Raw genomic sequence first — 16,552 nt, 5'->3', positions numbered from 1 at the left:
CAGGCAAATGAGTGTGCGGAAATCGTTAGGGATCATTGTTGTCTGTACGCAGGCCGTTGTAGCCGTGGATTACAATATGCAGGCCCAAAAAGCTGGTCTGGGCCCTGGGGAACTAAGCATGAAGGACTACAGTGCCATTGTCCGGGCACGCTATAACAAGCCAGACATCACGGCATCCAGCGCGATTGCAGTCCGGCATGGTAATCAGGACCGTTTGGCACAGATTAGCCCCGCCTTAACGGGGCACGATACAGCTGTGGAGGCAAAGCCGCAGAGCAGCGAAACCGCACCCGAACCAGTTTGTGTCCGCCGCGGAAATGCGCTGAACTGTAATTAGGGTCACTGGGGCTTCGGCCAAGGATGCCTTGGTGACGCCTCAATATTGTCGAAATTTTTAATCAAATTGCATTGAGGAAGAAACCGACGCCCATCGCGCCTTTATGGAGAACCCTGATGGCGATTGTTCAGAATATCTGTTTTGCAGCAACCTGTGGCCTCGTCGCTCTCGGCGTGGACTATCACCAGCAGTCACGCCGCGCTCAGATGCCGCTAGGTCAAATGGGGTTGTCGCAATATGCTTCGGTGCTCAACACTCGGCTGTTTGCGATTGAGGGGGTCTCCACAATCAACCTGACCGCCTTTGCAGATTTGACCGCCAGCCTGTCTCTGGTCAATGGTGAAGAACCTGCGGACCCGACATTGCCGCAAGTTATGGGTGATCCCGACCGGCGTGAAAGCAGAACTGGCGTTCGTGTCAACAAGGGCTTGTCTCGCGACACGACGCGCCCCGTCGCCCGTTCCTCGATCAGTGGCTGTGTACGGCGCGGGACAATCCTGAACTGCTGAGGCGCCCGGTTCAATTCCCAAAACGCTCTTGCACCAGCCCATACGGCGCAACAGAACCCCACAGCTTCTTTTTGCTAAAAATACTCATTTTCCAACACCTCGTCAGAAAATAGGCTGTTGAATGAGGCGTAAGGTCGGTTTTGACAGTTTTTGCGTCGGATGGATTTCGCACACAGGATTAGGCTTGGGCATAACCATATCCAGCTGAGTCATTTTTCCGGAGAGCGGGCCTTATGAAAACCCAAGTCAAAGCATTGGTCGTCGGCGGTGGTGCCGTAGGCACGTCAATAGCCTATCATCTGGCCAAAGCGGGCTGGGACGACGTCATGCTGATCGAACGCGACGAGCTGACCTCGGGCTCGACTTGGCACGCCGCTGGTCTGTTGCCGTTGTTCAACATGTCCTACGCGACAACCCACATCCACAAATACTCAGTCGATTTCTACAAATCGCTTGAGGAAGAAACCGGCCTGAACGCTGGTTTTGCGGTGGTTGGCAACCTGCGCATGGCACAGACCGAAGAGCGCATGGATGAGTTTAAGCTTTATGCGTCCACCGCTGAAACTTGCGGCGTGGATTACGAGTGGCTGACTGCAGACCAGATCAAAGAACGCTGGCCGCTGATCCGTACCGACGATCTGAAGGGCGCGATTTATCACACCGAGGACGGCTATATTAACCCGGCCGATGTGACCATGGCGATGGCCAAGGGCGCGCGTCAACGTGGTGTGGACATTCAGCGCAAAGTTCAGGCTGATGCCTTCCACTGGAACGGCACCCACTGGGAAGTCACTTGCACCAAGATGGTGGAAAAGGGCGGCAACCTGGTGCCCAGCGACGAACAGTTCGTCATCACGGCTGAACATGTTGTGACGGCATCGGGCAACCACGCCCAACGCACCGCCAAGATGCTGGGCATCAAGATGCCTGCGATCCCGGTGGAACACACCTTTATCGTCATGGACAAAGACCCCGAGCTGGTCAAATGGCGCGAAGAGGGCAACCCCGAACACCCCGTTGTGCGCGATGCCGACTCGGAATCATATGCCCGCGAGGAACGCGGTGGCTGGATCCTGGGTATCTATGAACACGGCGCCCCTGCGCGGTTTGAACACGGCGTACCCGACAGTTTCCGCGCTGATCTGTTCCCGCTCGATCTGGACCGGATCGCAGAACAATACATGGCGATGACCGAACGTGTGCCGTCCTGCGCTGAATCCGGCCTCAAGGACGATTTCAACGGTCCTATCTGCTACACCCCCGACGGCAACCCATTGGTTGGTCCAGCTCCGGGCCTGCGCAACATGTGGCTGGCCGAGGGCTTCTCGTTTGGCATCACCGCCGCTGGTGGCACTGGCTATTACTTGGCGCAGATGATGGTTGATGGCGAAGCCGAGATCGACATGGCCTCGCTTGATCCTAAGCGTTACTCCTCGAATTGGATGACCACCGAGTTTGCCTCGCGCAAAAACGAAGAGTGCTACGAGCACGTCTACATCCTGCACCACCCGGACGAAGAACGCCCAGCCGCGCGTGGCCTGCGTACCTCGCCAGCTTATGACCGCCAGAAAGAACGCGGCGCGCAATTTGGCTGGGTCAACGGCTGGGAACGTCCGAACTATTACGCCCCGGTTGGTTTCAACGACGCTGAATCACGCAGCTTCCGTCGCGGCGGTTGGTGGAAACATGCGGTTGAGGAAGCCAAGGCAATCCGCGAAGGCGTGGGTCTGGTCGATGCAACTGCGTTCACCAAGCATGTCGTCAAGGGGCCGGGTGCCACTCAGTTCCTCGATTGGTTCACCTGCAACAAACTGCCCAAAGTAGGCCGTATCAACCTGACCTATGCGCTGACCGCAGCAGGCACCACCCGCACCGAATACACCATCGTGCGCAATGGCGAGAATGACTACTACCTCGTCTCGGCGGGTGCCTGGACAGAATATGACGCTGACTTCCTGCGCAAAGCCGCCGAAGATAAAATGGAAGAGTTCGGCTACATCGAGATCCAGGACGTTACCACCCAGTGGGGCGTCTTTGCCATCGCCGGCCCCAAGTCGCGTGACGTGCTGAAAGAGATCATCGTTGACGCTGATCCCGACACAGCGCTGAGCAACAAGCGCTTCCCATGGCTGTCGGCCCGGCAGATCGAGTTGGGCATGTGCCCAGTCAACGCGATCCGTGTGGCTTATACCGGTGAACTGGGCTGGGAGCTGCACCACCCGATTGAGATGCAGAACTACCTGTTCGACCTGCTGGAGAAGGCCGGTGAGAAGCATGGTATGAAGCTGGTGGGGGCCCGCGCGCAGAACTGGCTGCGTCAGGAAAAATCCTACCGTGCATTCGGCACCGAACTGGGCCGTGATGCCACTCCGCAAGAGGCCGATCTGCCGCGCTTTATCGACCTGGAAAAAGACTTCCACGGTAAAGAGGCGATGCTGGAAACTGGCGTTCGGGTAAAGTGCTGTACCCTGTTGATTGATGGGCCAGAGGATGCCGACCCTTGGGGCCGCGAAGTGCTGTACACGCCGGAAGGCGAGCGGGTAGGGCGTTTGACCTCGGGCGGTTATTCGGTGGCTTTCGAGAAAAGCATTGGCATGGGGTATGTCAAACCAGAACTAGCGGTGCCGGGTACCAAGTTGAAGGTAAAGATTATGGATCAGCTATGGGACGCCGAGGTGACCGTTGACAGCCCGTATGATCCGAAGAACGAGACTATTCGGGTGACTGGTTGATTTTTGAGCCGGGCCCTTCGGGCCCGGCAATCCATCTGCTTGATGGATTGAAGAGATTACGGGCTGAGCCCCGGATTTGTCAGAATTGCGCGTTTACCGGCTATCCCATCAGCTGAAGGCAAGGCAGGTACTCAAAACCTTCTGGCAATGTCTCCTGAGATTCTGCCGTTACGGGTGGCGGTGTCGCTCCGTTGTCATAGGTCACCGAGCCAAGCGCGATGCCTCCTTGGACACTCGACGTGATTTGGATAGCTGTCACGTCCTGAGTGTACTGGCACCGAACAAAAGCCGCAGAAAATGTAGCGCCAATTGCGAACCGTCGTTCACCAATCATGTTTCCATCCGAGTTGAAGGCCTTTACTCGAATATGATTGTCATCCTTGGCAGGGCGGTCAGTCTGCTCCATTCTGAACAACCTCTCTACCTCGATCCCAAAAGCATATTGGGCAACGGGAAAGACGATTGATAACGGAGAGGTTCCTAGGATTTCTTCGGTAATGGTTTCCACTTCGGCCGTCGCGCCATAGCCCGTATAGCGATTGTAACGTGTTATCCGACCTGTTGTTAGTCCGGATCGGGTAACTGTCATGAAAGGTGGGGCTAGCCCTTTTCGATTTTTGGGAAAGCGTTTGATCTTGGGCCCAAGATCCGAAGTCGTTCCGGTAAGATTACCACTCATGTATTGCCCTTCAAAGCTGTAGCCGATGGTCAGATCACCTACATCAAACGGCCTGATTTTTGGGGCAAAGTTAAATATGGTTGTACCAATTGTCCGAAAATCAATACCGCTCGACAGATAAGCCAATGCGGAGTCCAGAGGTGCTCTGTTCAGACCCTGGCTGACGCTGGGATCGACGTTCTCCCCCGCAAACAGCGGAGAGATAAAGAGGCACATGAAAAGAGTGATGCTTTTGTGGGTAATATTGCGGGGTAACATATGCATTTGAGTTTTGCCTACTCAATAGGGATGTCAACATAACGCCTATAGTGCGCAATCATAAGTGGAATGTCACGAAGCAGTTCTATCACTTCTTGTGTATGGGGTTGTTCATTGTCGATACCCCTTGATCCCAAAGTGAAACCATCTGTGTGTCCGGCTGGACCTGTTTGGCTTGCTGCGTGGCGCATGCTCTGATCTGCTTTCCTTTTATGTCAAAAAACTTTGCTGTTTGTCGCGTCGCCGCGTAAACGGGGCTAAACAAAATAAGCGTGCGGCTTTTGGCTGCGCACAATCTGGATTATTCGTGTTGTACCTCCCTTCGGGATGGGGCAGAAAACGACTATCCTTTACTAAAAGGCGACATACTTCATGCGGATGCGCGATACATTTATTAAACCGATGCACCCCGAGGGCCGCAAATTCGTCGCTATCTTTGCGGCGATCACCCTTGTGCTGTTCCTGCTGGCCGATTTCCTGGGCTGGATTGGTGTTGGTCTGACTGTGTGGTGCTACTATTTCTTTCGCGACCCAAAACGTGCCACTCCGACCCGTGAGGGGCTGTTGGTTAGCCCGGCCGATGGCATCGTGTCGTTGATCGAAAAGGCGGTTCCTCCGGCTGAACTGGGTATGGAAGACAAAGCCCTGACCCGTGTGAGCGTGTTCATGAGCGTTTTCAATTGCCATGTGAACCGGACCCCAATTGCTGGCAAAGTCACCGCTATTGGCTATCGTCCGGGCAAGTTCCTGAATGCATCGCTGGACAAGGCGAGTGTTGACAACGAGCGCAACAGCCTGTGTATCGAGATGGCAGATGGACGTCAGATCGCCGTGGTGCAGATCGCTGGACTGGTGGCGCGTCGGATCGTTTGTTTCGTCAGCAAGGGTCAGCAGATGCAGACTGGTGAACGCTTTGGCCTGATCCGCTTTGGCTCGCGTTTGGATGTTTACCTGCCTGAGGGCGTAGAGCCACTGGTTAACCTGGGCCAGACCATGGTTGCAGGTGAGAGCGTGATTGCTGACTTCACATCTGAGGAAGGCGCCCGCGTCGCGCGGACTGCGTAAGCCATGACCGAGAATGCTCGCAGCCCAAAGTCTAAAATGCCTATTGTGCACCTGCTGCCGAACCTGCTGACTATTGCCGCCATTTGTGCAGGACTGTCGGCCATCAAGTTCGGCTTTCAGGGCAATTTTGAGCTGGCGGTTTATCTGATTTTGCTGGCCTGCGTGCTGGATGGGTTTGACGGTCGCATTGCACGGCTGCTTCAAGCCCAGTCGCAGATCGGGGCCGAGCTGGATTCATTGGCTGATTTCCTGAACTTCGGGGTTGCTCCGGCACTGATCCTTTATGTCTGGGGACTGGAAGATCTGAGCCGCATCGGCTGGATAGCGGTGCTGATTTATGCCACCTGCTGTGTGATGAGGCTGGCGCGGTTCAACGTGTCCAGCAAGTCAGGCGATGACGAGGTCGACAACAATTACTTTGTTGGTGTACCTGCGCCAGCCGGGGCATTTCTGGTTATGCTGCCGATGTTTGTGTCGTTCCTGTTTCCCGAATTGCCAACTGTCCCGCCGATGGTGGTGGCGGTGTTTACGGTCATCGTGGGCTTGCTGATGATCAGTCATATCCCGACGTATTCCTTCAAGAACCTTACGATCATGCGCGATCAGGTCAAATTTTTTGTACTCGGAGTTGTCTTGTTCGCGGGGGCACTGCTGACTTATCTTTGGGCAACGTTGGTTATTCTGAATATCGTTTATATTTTTAGCATCCTTTGGGCGCTGCAATCGTCCAGGAAGACAAAGAAAATGCAAGGGTAGACTATGGAAATCAATGCAGTGAAAACCTCCTATGCAAGGTGGGCACCGGTCTATGACAAGACGTTTGGTGCGATCACCAATGTAGGGCGCCGTCACTCAGTTGCTTATGTAAATGAACGCAGTGCAGGCAATGTGCTGGAGGTTGGCGTTGGAACCGGAATGGCCCTGCCGTTATACGATTCGAGAATGAACGTCACCGGCATCGATTTCAGCGATCACATGTTGGAAAAGGCGCGCAACAAAGTCCGTGAAAAAGAGTTAAGCCACGTCAAAAGTCTGCGACAGATGGATGCGCGGAATTTGGATTTTCCTGACGATCATTTTGACACCGTTGCCGCCATGCACATTGTTTCCGTCGTGCCCGAGCCAGAGCGCGTGGTGTCGGAAATGGCGCGGGTTTGTAAGCCCGGTGGCCATATCGTAATCACCAACCATTTTGCGCGCGACAAAGGTTTCTTAGCCGCAGTTGAGCGGTTGTCGGCTCCGTTTTCTAACATACTGGGATGGCATTCGGATTTTGAGGTTAGCAAAGTATTGGGCGAGCCAACCCTATCACTGGTTGAACGCAAAACCCTGCCGCCGATGGGCATGATGACATTTCTGGTGCTGGAAAAGTCTCTCGCTGCATAAGAACACGCCCCCGTTTAGGAGGGCGTAACCTAGACACGACCTTAGCCTCAGTTCGTTAGTTCATCATAGCAAGCCATGGCCTTGGCGGCGTACATCATGGACGGGCCACCTCCCATCTGGATCGCCATTGCCAATACATCGGCAACTTCGCTGCGGGTTGCATCGGCTTTGATCAGCGCCTCGATATGCAGGCCGATGCAGTCTTCGCAACGTCCGGTGACGGCGATGCCCAGTGCCACAAATTCTTTCGTCTTAAAATCCAGAACGCCGCCCTGTTTGACCGCTTTGCTCAGCCCGCCAAAGGCCTGTGTCACCTCAGGGATGGCACCATTCAGGTTACGCAATCCTGTGCGGGTGTCTTTCAATTTATCTTGCCAGCTCATGGTCGTTCCTTACTATACGTATTCTGTTTAATGAATGCGTATAGGTGAAGATACGTGACCTCTTTGATTCAGATCAGGTAGACGCCTTTTTTGAAACAAGAGCCAGATTGTTGGCTGGCATTTCGACAGATTTGACCAAATCCAATCCGGCGCTTTGCAACCAGCTTATGGTCTCGACGTCATCCTTATACCCGGTCTCGGGGTCGTTGGCGGCTAGGCTGGCGTGGAAGGCGGTGTCGCCTGCACTGGTCAGTTTGCCGTCGCGCATGAAGGGTCCGTAGATCACCAGTTGGCCATTTAGGGCCAATGCAGTTGCGGCCTCGGAAATAAGGATGCGGGCCTCATCTTCGCTTATCAAATGCAAAAGATTGCTGAGCATGATCAGGTCTTGTTGTCTGTCCAGCTGGCTCCCCCAACCGGGCGATGTCGCGTCCAGTTCGCGGGCCGTCAGGATGTTGCCCAGCCCTGCCTCGTGGGCGTAGGCATCAATACTGGCCCTCCGCTCGGGGGCCACTTCGGTAGGTTGCCAGATCAGGCCGGGCTGGCGGGCGGCATAGCCCACCACGTGTTGGCCTGTGCCGCTGGCAATCTCTAATGCGTAGCCTTGCGTTGGGGCTACTTGTTCCAACAAATCGCACAGTGGGGCCATGTTGGTGGCAGCCGAAGGAGCAAACAGTTTGCCGCCCTTAGGGCTAGCGACCGAGGCTGTACCGGGGACCGAGCGAATGGGCATCAGCGAAACCGTCCGGGCGACAATTGAGCGATGATTTCTGGCTCCAGCTCGGATGCGCACCCTCCGACTAAATCAGCTACAAGGCGTGATGCGGCGGGGGCGGTCTGAAAGCCATATCCGGCTTGGGCTGCGCTCCAGATGAAGGTGGGCTGGTCGGGGTCGGGACCCAGCACCAGTGCCTTGTCCGGGGCAAAGCTGCGCAGCCCAGCCCAGTTGCTCTCTACCCGTGTCACCGGTTCGGTGACCATCTCTTCGTAGCGCGCCAGACCTTCGGCCAGTACCATGTCATCGGCATAGGCATCATGTGGCGTTGTCAGCTCGGCATCGGCGGGTGAGACGATCAATTTGCCAGCATCGGGCTTTGCATACCAGCATTCGCCTGCACCGATTAGCATCGGCCAAGTGCTGACATCATGGCCGCCGGGTGCGGGCAGGCGGGCCATGGAACGGCGTAAGGGCTGAATACCGATTGGGGTGACCCCAGCCATTTCCGCTATCTGATCCACCCAAGCACCGGCTGCGTTGACCAGTTGCCTGCATTCGTAGGATTCGCCACTTGCTGTTACTTGCCAGCCATGGTCAGTCTTGTCGATCTTGGTCACCGTGGCCTTCGTGATTACCTGACCACCATTGCCGCGCACCACTTTGGCATAATCTTGGATCAACCGATCTGTATCGATATCCTGTGCCGTATCGTGAAACGCAGCGCGACCGGTCGCTTCAAGGTTCAGGATAGGCACCCGAGTGACCGCCTCATCAAGACTGATCTCTTGTAGATCCAAGGCTTTGATGTCGCTTTCAAACACCTCGATCTGATCGGTGCGTGCCACCATTAGCAATCCGCGTGGCGTCAAATAACCACCATTGGCATTGTGGAAATGATCGGCACTGGCACGACTAAGGGCTACGGTAGACGTATTGCCATAGTCCTGTTCAAACAAGGCAGCCGAGCGGCCAGAGGCGTGAAAGCCAAGTGCCTCTTCCATGTCTAAAACGGTGACGGATCCGTGGTCTGAAAGCCGGGCCGCCGCACTAATTCCAGCAATGCCGCCACCGATAACGATAAAGTCTGTCATTCAATTGGTCCTGTTGATCCACCTGTCAGCCGCTGTAGCATTTCTGATGTTCGGGCTTTGATGGACAATTGCACGGCAACTTGAAGTGAGAAAGCTAAAATCGAACAATCTGAATAGTGGCAAATTCACCTTTGTTTTTCGGCGCATCTAATGCCAAGGTACTGCAAAGCAATAACTAGTTAGATTTTTTTGGAGGAAGTGCTGTGTCTTTAGACGTTACCGCCACCACACACGCCATGGCGACCGGGCATATCCCCGGGTTTTTACCCGGCGCTGATGGCAGCGATCCGCTGTTTACTGGGATGGTGGTGTTTACCATCTTGCTGGTGCTCTTGATCGGGGCATTTTATTTCAAACTACACGCCATCCCCGAACATATGGCGCATGAAGATAATCACACCCAAATGCAGGTCATCGGCATTCTAGCCCTGTTGGCGCTGTTCACTCATAACAACATGTTCTGGGTGATTGCTTTGCTTGTTGCAGCGTTCCGGATGCCGGATTTCCTGACCCCGCTGCAATCTATTGCCCGCTCGCTGGACTCGTTGAACCGACGCGAGCAATTGGCATCGGGCAATGCTGGCCTTGATAAACCTAGGTCAGCCGCGACATCAGACGTTGCACAACAGCAGACAAAGGGAGAGACAGATGCTTGAGCTCCTTTTCTGTTCCATGCTGACGGTCCTGCCTGATTTCCTATTTCGCCGCTACGCGCAGGGCAAAAGGATCGGCGAAGAGATAAACCTGTTTTCGGTCTGGTATGAATTGCGCTGGGGGATCACCGCCTGTGCCATCCTGACCATCTCGTTGATCACAACGATCTTTTACTACCATCCGGCCACAACCAATGTGGGGTCGTTCTTTCGCACCGTGACCATCCTGCCGGAAACCAGCGGTCGGGTTGTCGAAGTAATGGCAGATAACAATGAGTTGGTTGAGGCTGGTGATGTGATTTTCCGTCTTGATGATGCCAGCCAGGTTGCCGCCGTTGGAACCGCCGAGGCGAGGGTAAACGAAACAGTCGCCGCTCTTTCTGTCGCCTCAACCGATTTGGCCTCAGCGGACGCCGGTATTGCCCAGGTCCAGGCCGCCCTGCAGCAGGCCAAGGATGATCTCGCCCGAAATCTGGAACTGAAAGAACGCGGTTCTAGCGCCGTGCGCCAGACCGAGATCGACCGGTTGGAAAATTTGGTCAACAAACGCGAGGCGGAACTGGATGCTGCCGAAGCAAACAAGGCGTCGGTTCAAGAGAATATCTCGGTTCTGATCCCTGCTCAGATGGCAAGTGCTGAGGCCGCCCTGAAACAAGCCGAGGCCGAATTAGCCAAGACCGTAGTTCGTGCCAGTGTACCGGGACGGGTTGAACAGTTTGAATTGCAAGAGGGTGATTACATCAATCCAATTCTGCGTCCGGCTGGTATTCTGGTCCCAACCGAATTTGTTGAGCGTGAACGCTTTGCTGCCGGATTTGGTCAGTTGACGGCAAACGTGATTAAGCCGGGTATGTATGCAGAGATGGGCTGTTTGTCGAAACCCTTTACCATTATTCCGATGGTTGTGATTGGTGTTCAGGATGTCATTTCTGCCGGTCAGATGCGACCGTCGGATTCCCTGCGCGATGTGCAAGACACAGCCCGACCGGGGACGCTAACCGTGTTTCTGGAGCCACTTTACGATGGGCAGGCTGATGACATTCCGCCGGGCAGCAAATGCTTGGCCAATGCCTATACCAATAACCATGACATGCTGGATGATCCGAAGCTGAGCACCGGTAAATGGTTGTTCCTGCATATGGTTGATACGGTGGGTATCGTTCATGCGCTGTTATTACGGATTCAGATGTTGATGCTGCCAGTTCAGACGCTGGTCTTCTCGGGGCACTGACGCAGACCTGCGCGATTGGTGATAAACGCATCTGGGAGCTCAAGAATTAGCTTGGGCTGCCAGATGCCCTGATTAAGCTTCTAGCTGGAGACCCTGAAACCCCATGGGAGGGAACGTAAGGAAAAAGCAGTAAGACAATGGCTTGCGGTTTGAGCAAAATTTTAGCAAGGCTATAAGCATCATACAGCTGAGGAATTCACCATGCGCCCAATCACCAGGGAGCCATCTGCGCCTATATACTATTTTTGCCATGGGGTTCCGGGCAGCCCAGCCGATGCTGAACTGGTTGTCGACGGATTGCCAAATGGGGCCAAGCTACTAACCCCGAATTTGTTCGAAGCCACAAAAGTGGGGAGCGAGCTTGGGAAGACCGTGACTGCCCAGTTTGACGAGATGGTGCCGGACAATGATGCGCCGGTTTACGTTATCGGATTCTCCATCGGCGCTATGGTGGCCTGTCATATCGCAGCGAACAGACCTGAACGGGTAAAGAGGTTGAGCCTGATATCTCCAGCAGCCCCGTTGCAGATGGGGGAGTTCCTACCGCAAATGGCGGGTGCCCCGGTGTTTAAAATGGCAGAAAAACTGCCCTTGGTCTTTGCGGGCGCGACGATGTTGCAAGGGCTGATCCTGTGGATGTTCCCCGGCTTTCTGATAAAGTCCCTGTTTGCCAAAAGCGGCTGGCAGGAAAAAGAACTGCTGAAAGAAGCCTCTTTCCGTCAGGCGATGAAACAGTCGCTGGACAACAGTTATCGCCGCTACCCCTGGGACTATCGCCGGATCGTCAAGGCCTATGTGCGCGACTGGTCCGGGGTACTTGAACAGATCAAATGCCCGGTCGATCTGTGGCACGGTACCAAAGACAGCTGGGCGCCGATGGAAATGTCAGAAGCCCTGATCGATGCCATTCCTGGTGAGTGTGAGCTGCACAAGATCAAAGATGGGGAACACTATTCTACGCTCGCTAAGTACTGTGTGGATGGATAGCGAGTTGGTGAACCGATGAGATTTGCCAGGCCTCAAATACTGAAGCCTGACGTCCTAATTTAAGCCTTTAAGGGTTCAGCACGAGGTAAACGTGCCAACACCGTGATGGTAAGAACCAGAACCAGACATTCGGCTATCACTCCTGCATACCAGATGCCTAGCTCTCCCATCAGATAGGGGAGCGCCAGGATCAGTGGGATCGAGAAGCAATAGGTTCGGGATAGCCCCAAGACGGCAGCCCTCGCCGCGTCTCCGATAGCCTGAAAGTAAGTGGCGATCATCATCAACGGGCCAAACAGAAACGTCGTGAAGGTGGCGATAGGCAGGATCCGTGCCAGTTCGGCTCGGATCTGCGCATCATCGACAAACACTCCTCCCAGCCAAGGGGCGGAAGTCAGATATGCCGCCTGCACAATGATGCAATAACCGAAGGCAATTGTAACAGCTAGTTTGTTAGCAATCCGGGTTCGGTCTAGGCGGCCTGCACCGAAATTATTCCCGACAATCGACTGATAGGCAAAACTAAGACCCAGCAAGGGTAGAAACGTGAACGTCAACAATCGGGTCAGGATGCCAAAGGCGCCGCTGATCGGCTCAAACTGATCACCTGCCCAAACCTGTAGACTGTATAATGTGATGCCAGCCGACAGCGACAAGCCGATATATCCCAAGCTGGAAGGCGCCCCAAGAGCAAGCAGTTCAAGCCAGTAACGATGTACCAGCTTTGTCATCGACCAGCGTTGGCCTGTACGGGACCGGGATCGGTATACCAGAATCGCGGCCAAGCCGCAGATCTGCGACAGGACAGTGCCATAGGCTGATCCATTCACCCCCCAATGCATTTTCACCACAAACAGCCAATCGAACAGGATGTTTAAAAGTGCTGCCATAAGGGTAATAGCGGCCATCACGGGCAGCTGTCCCTCGGCGCGCAGGGCGTCAATGTTGATTGCCAGTACAAAGGCCAGCGGCGAACAGAAGATCAAAATAGCCATATAACCCCATCCTAGGTCGGCAAGGATCTGTGATCCGTTTGCGACCCACAGTGACAGGTGTGATCCAACTGCAGCAAAGCCAACAATCAGCACTGCACAGACCAGCAATGCCAGCTGCAAGGCGCTGCCAAAAATCACCTGCGCCTCGGCATGATCACCGGCCCCGATGCGACGGGCGTAGATGGACGAAAAGCCATTGGATACTAGGGTCGAAAGCGCCACTAGCATCATATAAAGCGGGAACATCAGGGTGACTGATATGACAGCATCCGTGCCAACGTAAATCCCAAGGAAATAGGCATCGACCACTGTGAACAATCCGTTCACCGTCATGACCAACACAATTGGCAGTGCGGTTTTCAGAAACAGCGGCAGGATCGACCCGGATAGATAGATATTGTTGGTCGGCGGACCGTCGGGAACCGGCCCCGCAACAGATGCGGAGGGTATTTTCTTAGACATCAAAAACCTCGTTCAGTTTTTAGGTGCGGATTTCAGGCTGGTGCTCGCATTTCAACTGGCCGCAAAAACGGAAGTCGGCTTGGTTTGTGTGATTGAGACTTCACCGTGGGATAATCCCGCGAGCGGCAGGGGCTCAGTCCCTGTATGAGTGTGTTGCTGGAATGGGGACCGGCTGTCAACCGTGCTTATTTATCTGATGAGTTGTAGTCTGAAACTACTGGCGATCTGTAGGGATAAAAAATTCAATAAATATATCGAGCATGTGGGTTTGAAATTTGACGCAAGCATTATGCATACTGATTATCGTTTTGAAAATGCATATGATTTGTAGGTTTGATATGCGAGTGGAACGCGCGAAGCCTTTTGGGGCTGTAAGTGAAAAAGTTAGTGTTTCTAATGCACTGTGAAGCCACCGAGGCCGAAAAGGAATCTGCATCAATGCCTGACGGAAAACACCCTTTGGGCTTGAAAAAGCTGATTTCGCTGTCGAATTTGAGTACCAAAACCAAAGTGCTGATGGTCGCTGCGGCCCCCCTTATTCTTACGATCGGGATAGGTGTTGTCGCCAGCCTGAATCTGAACCGCATGTCAGATACCGCCCGATGGGTGCTGAATACGCAAGCGGCAATGGCAAATGCCCAGACAATTATTTCTGCAGCTGTGGATATGGAAACCGGCATGCGCGGGTATTTGTTGGCGGGCAAGGAAACCTTTTTGGAACCCTACGAACACGGTTCTAATGAGGTTTATGAATCCATGGCCCTGCTAAGAGAGCAGGTCAGCGACACCCCGGATCAGGTAGTCAGGTTGCTTGAGGCAGAGCATGTTCTGAAGCAATGGCAAACAGAGGTTGCCGAAAAGCAAATCAGGCTGAGGCGTGCAATCGATACAGCTGCAACAATGAACACAATGGCAAAGATGGTCAGGAAGGGCGAAGGCAAGCTCTATTTTGATACGTTCCGCCTGCAAATTAGGGTTTTCATAGAGGCAGAAGAGGCACGTCTGCAGCAGAGGATTGAGGCGGTTTCACGCCAAGGGGACCAAGGGACAACCAGCGCAGAGATTACCGAAAAAGTAGCTCAGCTGGCAGAGGAGAGCCACCATGTGGTCGAGATGGCACAGGGCACCCTCGCGGCGGCGGTTGACATGGAAACCGGTATGCGCGGTTTCCTACTCGCTGGCGATCCAGAGTTCCTTGAACCGTATGAAGCGGGGCAAATGGCTTTTCGGCGACTTGTGAATAAACTTGCTGCGGAGGTTCAAGGCAATCGAACACAGGTTGTCCGAGTTAAAGAGATTCAGCGCCTCAATACAGAGTGGCGCACCAATATTGTTGAACCCGCATTGCACCTGCGTCGCACAATTGGCACGGCCAAGACCATGGACGACATGGCAATTCTCGTTGGCGAGGCCCGTGGGAAGATGTTTTTTGATCAGTTTCGCGAGATCATGGCGGCCTTCACTGCCGAAGAAGCCAAGCTGATGGAAGTTCGCAGCTCGGAAAACGAGCGTATGGTTTATGCCACCAAAGTAACACTCGCGCTTTCAGTTATAGCAGCGTTGATGTTTGGGGCCAGTTTGGCATGGTTCATCGGTTCGCGCATCGCCAATTCAATAACGTCGGTTACTCGATCCATGGCGCACCTTGCAAAAGGTGAAACCGGGCATCCGATCACAGGACAAGAGCGCCGCGATGAAATTGGCGCGATGGTACGAGCACTGGGCGTTTTCCGTGAATCCATGATCCGTGAAAAAGCGCTTGAGGTGGCTGTAAAGGAACGCACCGTTGCGGCCGAGGCTGGGATCAAGGCCAAGTCCGAATTCCTTGCAATTATGAGCCATGAAATCCGAACGCCCATGAACGGCGTATTGGGAATGACGTCGCTGCTTATGGAAACTGAACTGGACGAGGAACAAGAGTTATTTGTTCAGACCATTTCAGATTCTGGCCAATCGCTGTTGGTGATCATCAATGACATTCTGGACTTTTCCAAGCTGGAGGCCGGAAAGGTTGAGTTGGATGAGGCAGGCTTTGATCTCGAACGGTTGGTGCGAAGTGTTATTAATTTGCTGTCACGGCGTGCATCAAACAAGAATGTCGATTTAGTGATGAACTACGATGCCGGGCTGCCAAAGATCCTGATTGGGGACGAGGGGCGCATCAGGCAAGTCATTACCAATCTGGTTGGCAACGCCGAGAAATTCACGCCAGAGGGCAGTGTGACAGTAGATATTTCTGGCACAACGGCACAGGGTAGCGTTGCACTAGAAATTGCTGTTCATGACACGGGCGTCGGTATTCCGGATGACAAGTTACGGCATATCTTTGAAAGGTTTGCGCAAGCGAATGGCGGCGAAAGTCGCAAATTTGGTGGTACCGGGCTGGGGCTAGCAATTGCGTCTGATCTGTCGCGCTTGATGGGCGGAGACATCGTGGTTCAATCCGAAGTGGATAAAGGCTCAACCTTCACCTTTAGATGCTGTTTGAAAATGGCGAGAAACATAGAGCTGTTTTCCCAAGACGAAGATCCCGAGGTCGCCGCCATAATCAAGCAGGACTTGGTTCAAGTTGATGATGCGAATTCTCCTCCTAGAAAGATTTTGGTTGCAGATGACAACCGTACCAACAGGCTGGTGCTTGAGAAGATGTTAAAGCAACTCGATACTGAAATTATCTTTGCTGAGGATGGCAGCGATGCAGTGCAGAAGTTCGTGGCCCATCATCCGGAACTTGTATTTATGGATATTTCGATGCCCAAATTGACCGGGCTAGAGGCAACCAAAGAGATCCGTTTCTATGAGGCCGAACACGGATTGTCGGGCTGCCCGATTATCGCGTTGACCGCAAACGCGATGGCTGGAGACAGAGAGAAGTTCATCGATAACGGAATGGACGATTATCTTAGCAAACCCGTTAGGAAAGCGGACTTGTTAGAGGTGATCTCGCTGTGGTCAGAGCGTGATGGTGCTGGTGGGCACTCCGCTCTTTCGAGGGGAAGTGAACTATCGCGGGCCGTCGCACAATAACATGCTAAATGTTGGAATGTGGTACGAGCTGTGACTAAA

The 16,552-nt window shown here is 53.8% G+C and carries 15 protein-coding genes; 10 read left to right on the top strand and 5 right to left on the bottom strand.

Annotation, left to right across the window (positions count from 1 at the left end):
• The first annotated feature begins 7 nt into the window (after nucleotides 1–7).
• The 3 genes from DL239_RS09135 (at nucleotide 8) to DL239_RS09125 (ending at nucleotide 3,578) form a co-directional block, all read left to right on the top strand.
• The gene (locus DL239_RS09135) at nucleotides 8–337 is read left to right on the top strand and encodes a hypothetical protein (RefSeq protein WP_167683700.1); all 330 of its coding nucleotides are present in this window, start codon (nucleotides 8–10) and stop codon (nucleotides 335–337) included.
• 116 nt (nucleotides 338–453) lie between these two features.
• Nucleotides 454–846 (top strand): hypothetical protein, encoded by a 393-nt coding sequence (locus DL239_RS09130; protein ID WP_167683699.1) that lies wholly within the window; start codon nucleotides 454–456, stop codon nucleotides 844–846.
• A 233-nt stretch (nucleotides 847–1,079) separates the two neighbouring features.
• Nucleotides 1,080–3,578: a GcvT family protein gene (locus tag DL239_RS09125; protein WP_167683698.1), complete on the top strand. Its 2,499-nt coding sequence runs from the start codon at nucleotides 1,080–1,082 to the stop codon at nucleotides 3,576–3,578.
• 100 nt (nucleotides 3,579–3,678) lie between these two features.
• On the opposite strand, the gene DL239_RS09120 is transcribed toward DL239_RS09125, so the two are convergent.
• On the bottom strand, nucleotides 3,679–4,521 hold the full coding sequence (locus DL239_RS09120; RefSeq protein WP_167683697.1) for an NAD-glutamate dehydrogenase: 843 nt from the start codon (nucleotides 4,519–4,521) through the stop codon (nucleotides 3,679–3,681).
• Between the two features lie 366 nt (nucleotides 4,522–4,887).
• Between DL239_RS09120 and DL239_RS09115 the strand changes: the two genes are divergently transcribed.
• Genes DL239_RS09115 through DL239_RS09105 form a run of 3 tightly spaced genes read left to right on the top strand, consistent with a single transcriptional unit; the run spans nucleotide 4,888 to nucleotide 6,966 of the window.
• The gene (locus DL239_RS09115) at nucleotides 4,888–5,580 is read left to right on the top strand and encodes a phosphatidylserine decarboxylase (protein WP_167683696.1); all 693 of its coding nucleotides are present in this window, start codon (nucleotides 4,888–4,890) and stop codon (nucleotides 5,578–5,580) included.
• 3 nt (nucleotides 5,581–5,583) lie between these two features.
• Nucleotides 5,584–6,336 (top strand): CDP-diacylglycerol--serine O-phosphatidyltransferase, encoded by a 753-nt coding sequence (gene pssA, locus DL239_RS09110; protein ID WP_167683695.1) that lies wholly within the window; start codon nucleotides 5,584–5,586, stop codon nucleotides 6,334–6,336.
• 3 nt (nucleotides 6,337–6,339) lie between these two features.
• Nucleotides 6,340–6,966: a class I SAM-dependent methyltransferase gene (locus DL239_RS09105; protein WP_167683694.1), complete on the top strand. Its 627-nt coding sequence runs from the start codon at nucleotides 6,340–6,342 to the stop codon at nucleotides 6,964–6,966.
• A 47-nt stretch (nucleotides 6,967–7,013) separates the two neighbouring features.
• On the opposite strand, the gene DL239_RS09100 is transcribed toward DL239_RS09105, so the two are convergent.
• From DL239_RS09100 to DL239_RS09090, 3 genes are all read right to left on the bottom strand, one after another.
• On the bottom strand, nucleotides 7,014–7,349 hold the full coding sequence (locus DL239_RS09100) for a carboxymuconolactone decarboxylase family protein (protein WP_167683693.1): 336 nt from the start codon (nucleotides 7,347–7,349) through the stop codon (nucleotides 7,014–7,016).
• Between the two features lie 73 nt (nucleotides 7,350–7,422).
• Nucleotides 7,423–8,082, bottom strand: coding sequence for a DUF938 domain-containing protein (locus DL239_RS09095; protein WP_167683692.1), 660 nt, complete (start codon nucleotides 8,080–8,082; stop codon nucleotides 7,423–7,425).
• Nucleotides 8,082–9,158: an NAD(P)/FAD-dependent oxidoreductase gene (locus DL239_RS09090; RefSeq protein ID WP_167683691.1), complete on the bottom strand. Its 1,077-nt coding sequence runs from the start codon at nucleotides 9,156–9,158 to the stop codon at nucleotides 8,082–8,084. Before DL239_RS09090 ends, DL239_RS09095 begins: the two co-directional genes overlap by 1 nt.
• Before the next feature lie 203 nt (nucleotides 9,159–9,361).
• Here DL239_RS09090 and DL239_RS09085 point away from each other — a divergent pair, with 203 nt between their 5' ends.
• From DL239_RS09085 to DL239_RS09075, 3 genes are all read left to right on the top strand, one after another.
• Nucleotides 9,362–9,814, top strand: coding sequence for a hypothetical protein (locus DL239_RS09085; protein ID WP_206188406.1), 453 nt, complete (start codon nucleotides 9,362–9,364; stop codon nucleotides 9,812–9,814).
• Nucleotides 9,807–11,042 (top strand): HlyD family secretion protein, encoded by a 1,236-nt coding sequence (locus DL239_RS09080; RefSeq protein WP_167683690.1) that lies wholly within the window; start codon nucleotides 9,807–9,809, stop codon nucleotides 11,040–11,042. The genes DL239_RS09085 and DL239_RS09080 overlap by 8 nt, the downstream gene beginning before the upstream one ends.
• Nucleotides 11,043–11,243: 201 nt before the next feature.
• Nucleotides 11,244–12,029: an alpha/beta hydrolase gene (locus DL239_RS09075; RefSeq protein WP_167683689.1), complete on the top strand. Its 786-nt coding sequence runs from the start codon at nucleotides 11,244–11,246 to the stop codon at nucleotides 12,027–12,029.
• 59 nt (nucleotides 12,030–12,088) lie between these two features.
• On the opposite strand, the gene DL239_RS09070 is transcribed toward DL239_RS09075, so the two are convergent.
• Nucleotides 12,089–13,486: an MATE family efflux transporter gene (locus DL239_RS09070; protein WP_167683688.1), complete on the bottom strand. Its 1,398-nt coding sequence runs from the start codon at nucleotides 13,484–13,486 to the stop codon at nucleotides 12,089–12,091.
• 438 nt (nucleotides 13,487–13,924) lie between these two features.
• Between DL239_RS09070 and DL239_RS09065 the strand changes: the two genes are divergently transcribed.
• Nucleotides 13,925–16,513: a CHASE3 domain-containing protein gene (locus DL239_RS09065; RefSeq protein ID WP_167683687.1), complete on the top strand. Its 2,589-nt coding sequence runs from the start codon at nucleotides 13,925–13,927 to the stop codon at nucleotides 16,511–16,513.
• Nucleotides 16,514–16,552: the final 39 nt, after the last annotated feature.

The sequence above is a fragment of the Parasedimentitalea denitrificans genome (assembly GCF_011813015.1).
Lineage (GTDB): Bacteria > Pseudomonadota > Alphaproteobacteria > Rhodobacterales > Rhodobacteraceae > Parasedimentitalea > Parasedimentitalea denitrificans.
This window is presented reverse-complemented; position numbering and strand designations above follow the sequence as displayed.

Excerpts from the sequence above, each read along its gene's own strand:
- DL239_RS09120 (WP_167683697.1), bottom strand. The coding sequence starts at position 4,521 with ATGCATATGTTACCCCGCAATATTACCCACAAAAGCATCACTCTTTTC.
- DL239_RS09075 (WP_167683689.1), top strand. The coding sequence starts at position 11,244 with ATGCGCCCAATCACCAGGGAGCCATCTGCGCCTATATACTATTTTTGC.
- DL239_RS09095 (WP_167683692.1), bottom strand. The coding sequence starts at position 8,082 with ATGCCCATTCGCTCGGTCCCCGGTACAGCCTCGGTCGCTAGCCCTAAG.
- pssA (WP_167683695.1), top strand. The coding sequence starts at position 5,584 with ATGACCGAGAATGCTCGCAGCCCAAAGTCTAAAATGCCTATTGTGCAC.
- DL239_RS09130 (WP_167683699.1), top strand. The coding sequence starts at position 454 with ATGGCGATTGTTCAGAATATCTGTTTTGCAGCAACCTGTGGCCTCGTC.
- DL239_RS09125 (WP_167683698.1), top strand. The coding sequence starts at position 1,080 with ATGAAAACCCAAGTCAAAGCATTGGTCGTCGGCGGTGGTGCCGTAGGC.
- DL239_RS09115 (WP_167683696.1), top strand. The coding sequence starts at position 4,888 with ATGCGGATGCGCGATACATTTATTAAACCGATGCACCCCGAGGGCCGC.
- DL239_RS09105 (WP_167683694.1), top strand. The coding sequence starts at position 6,340 with ATGGAAATCAATGCAGTGAAAACCTCCTATGCAAGGTGGGCACCGGTC.
- DL239_RS09090 (WP_167683691.1), bottom strand. The coding sequence starts at position 9,158 with ATGACAGACTTTATCGTTATCGGTGGCGGCATTGCTGGAATTAGTGCG.
- DL239_RS09070 (WP_167683688.1), bottom strand. The coding sequence starts at position 13,486 with ATGTCTAAGAAAATACCCTCCGCATCTGTTGCGGGGCCGGTTCCCGAC.
- DL239_RS09065 (WP_167683687.1), top strand. The coding sequence starts at position 13,925 with ATGCCTGACGGAAAACACCCTTTGGGCTTGAAAAAGCTGATTTCGCTG.
- DL239_RS09100 (WP_167683693.1), bottom strand. The coding sequence starts at position 7,349 with ATGAGCTGGCAAGATAAATTGAAAGACACCCGCACAGGATTGCGTAAC.
- DL239_RS09135 (WP_167683700.1), top strand. The coding sequence starts at position 8 with ATGAGTGTGCGGAAATCGTTAGGGATCATTGTTGTCTGTACGCAGGCC.
- DL239_RS09080 (WP_167683690.1), top strand. The coding sequence starts at position 9,807 with ATGCTTGAGCTCCTTTTCTGTTCCATGCTGACGGTCCTGCCTGATTTC.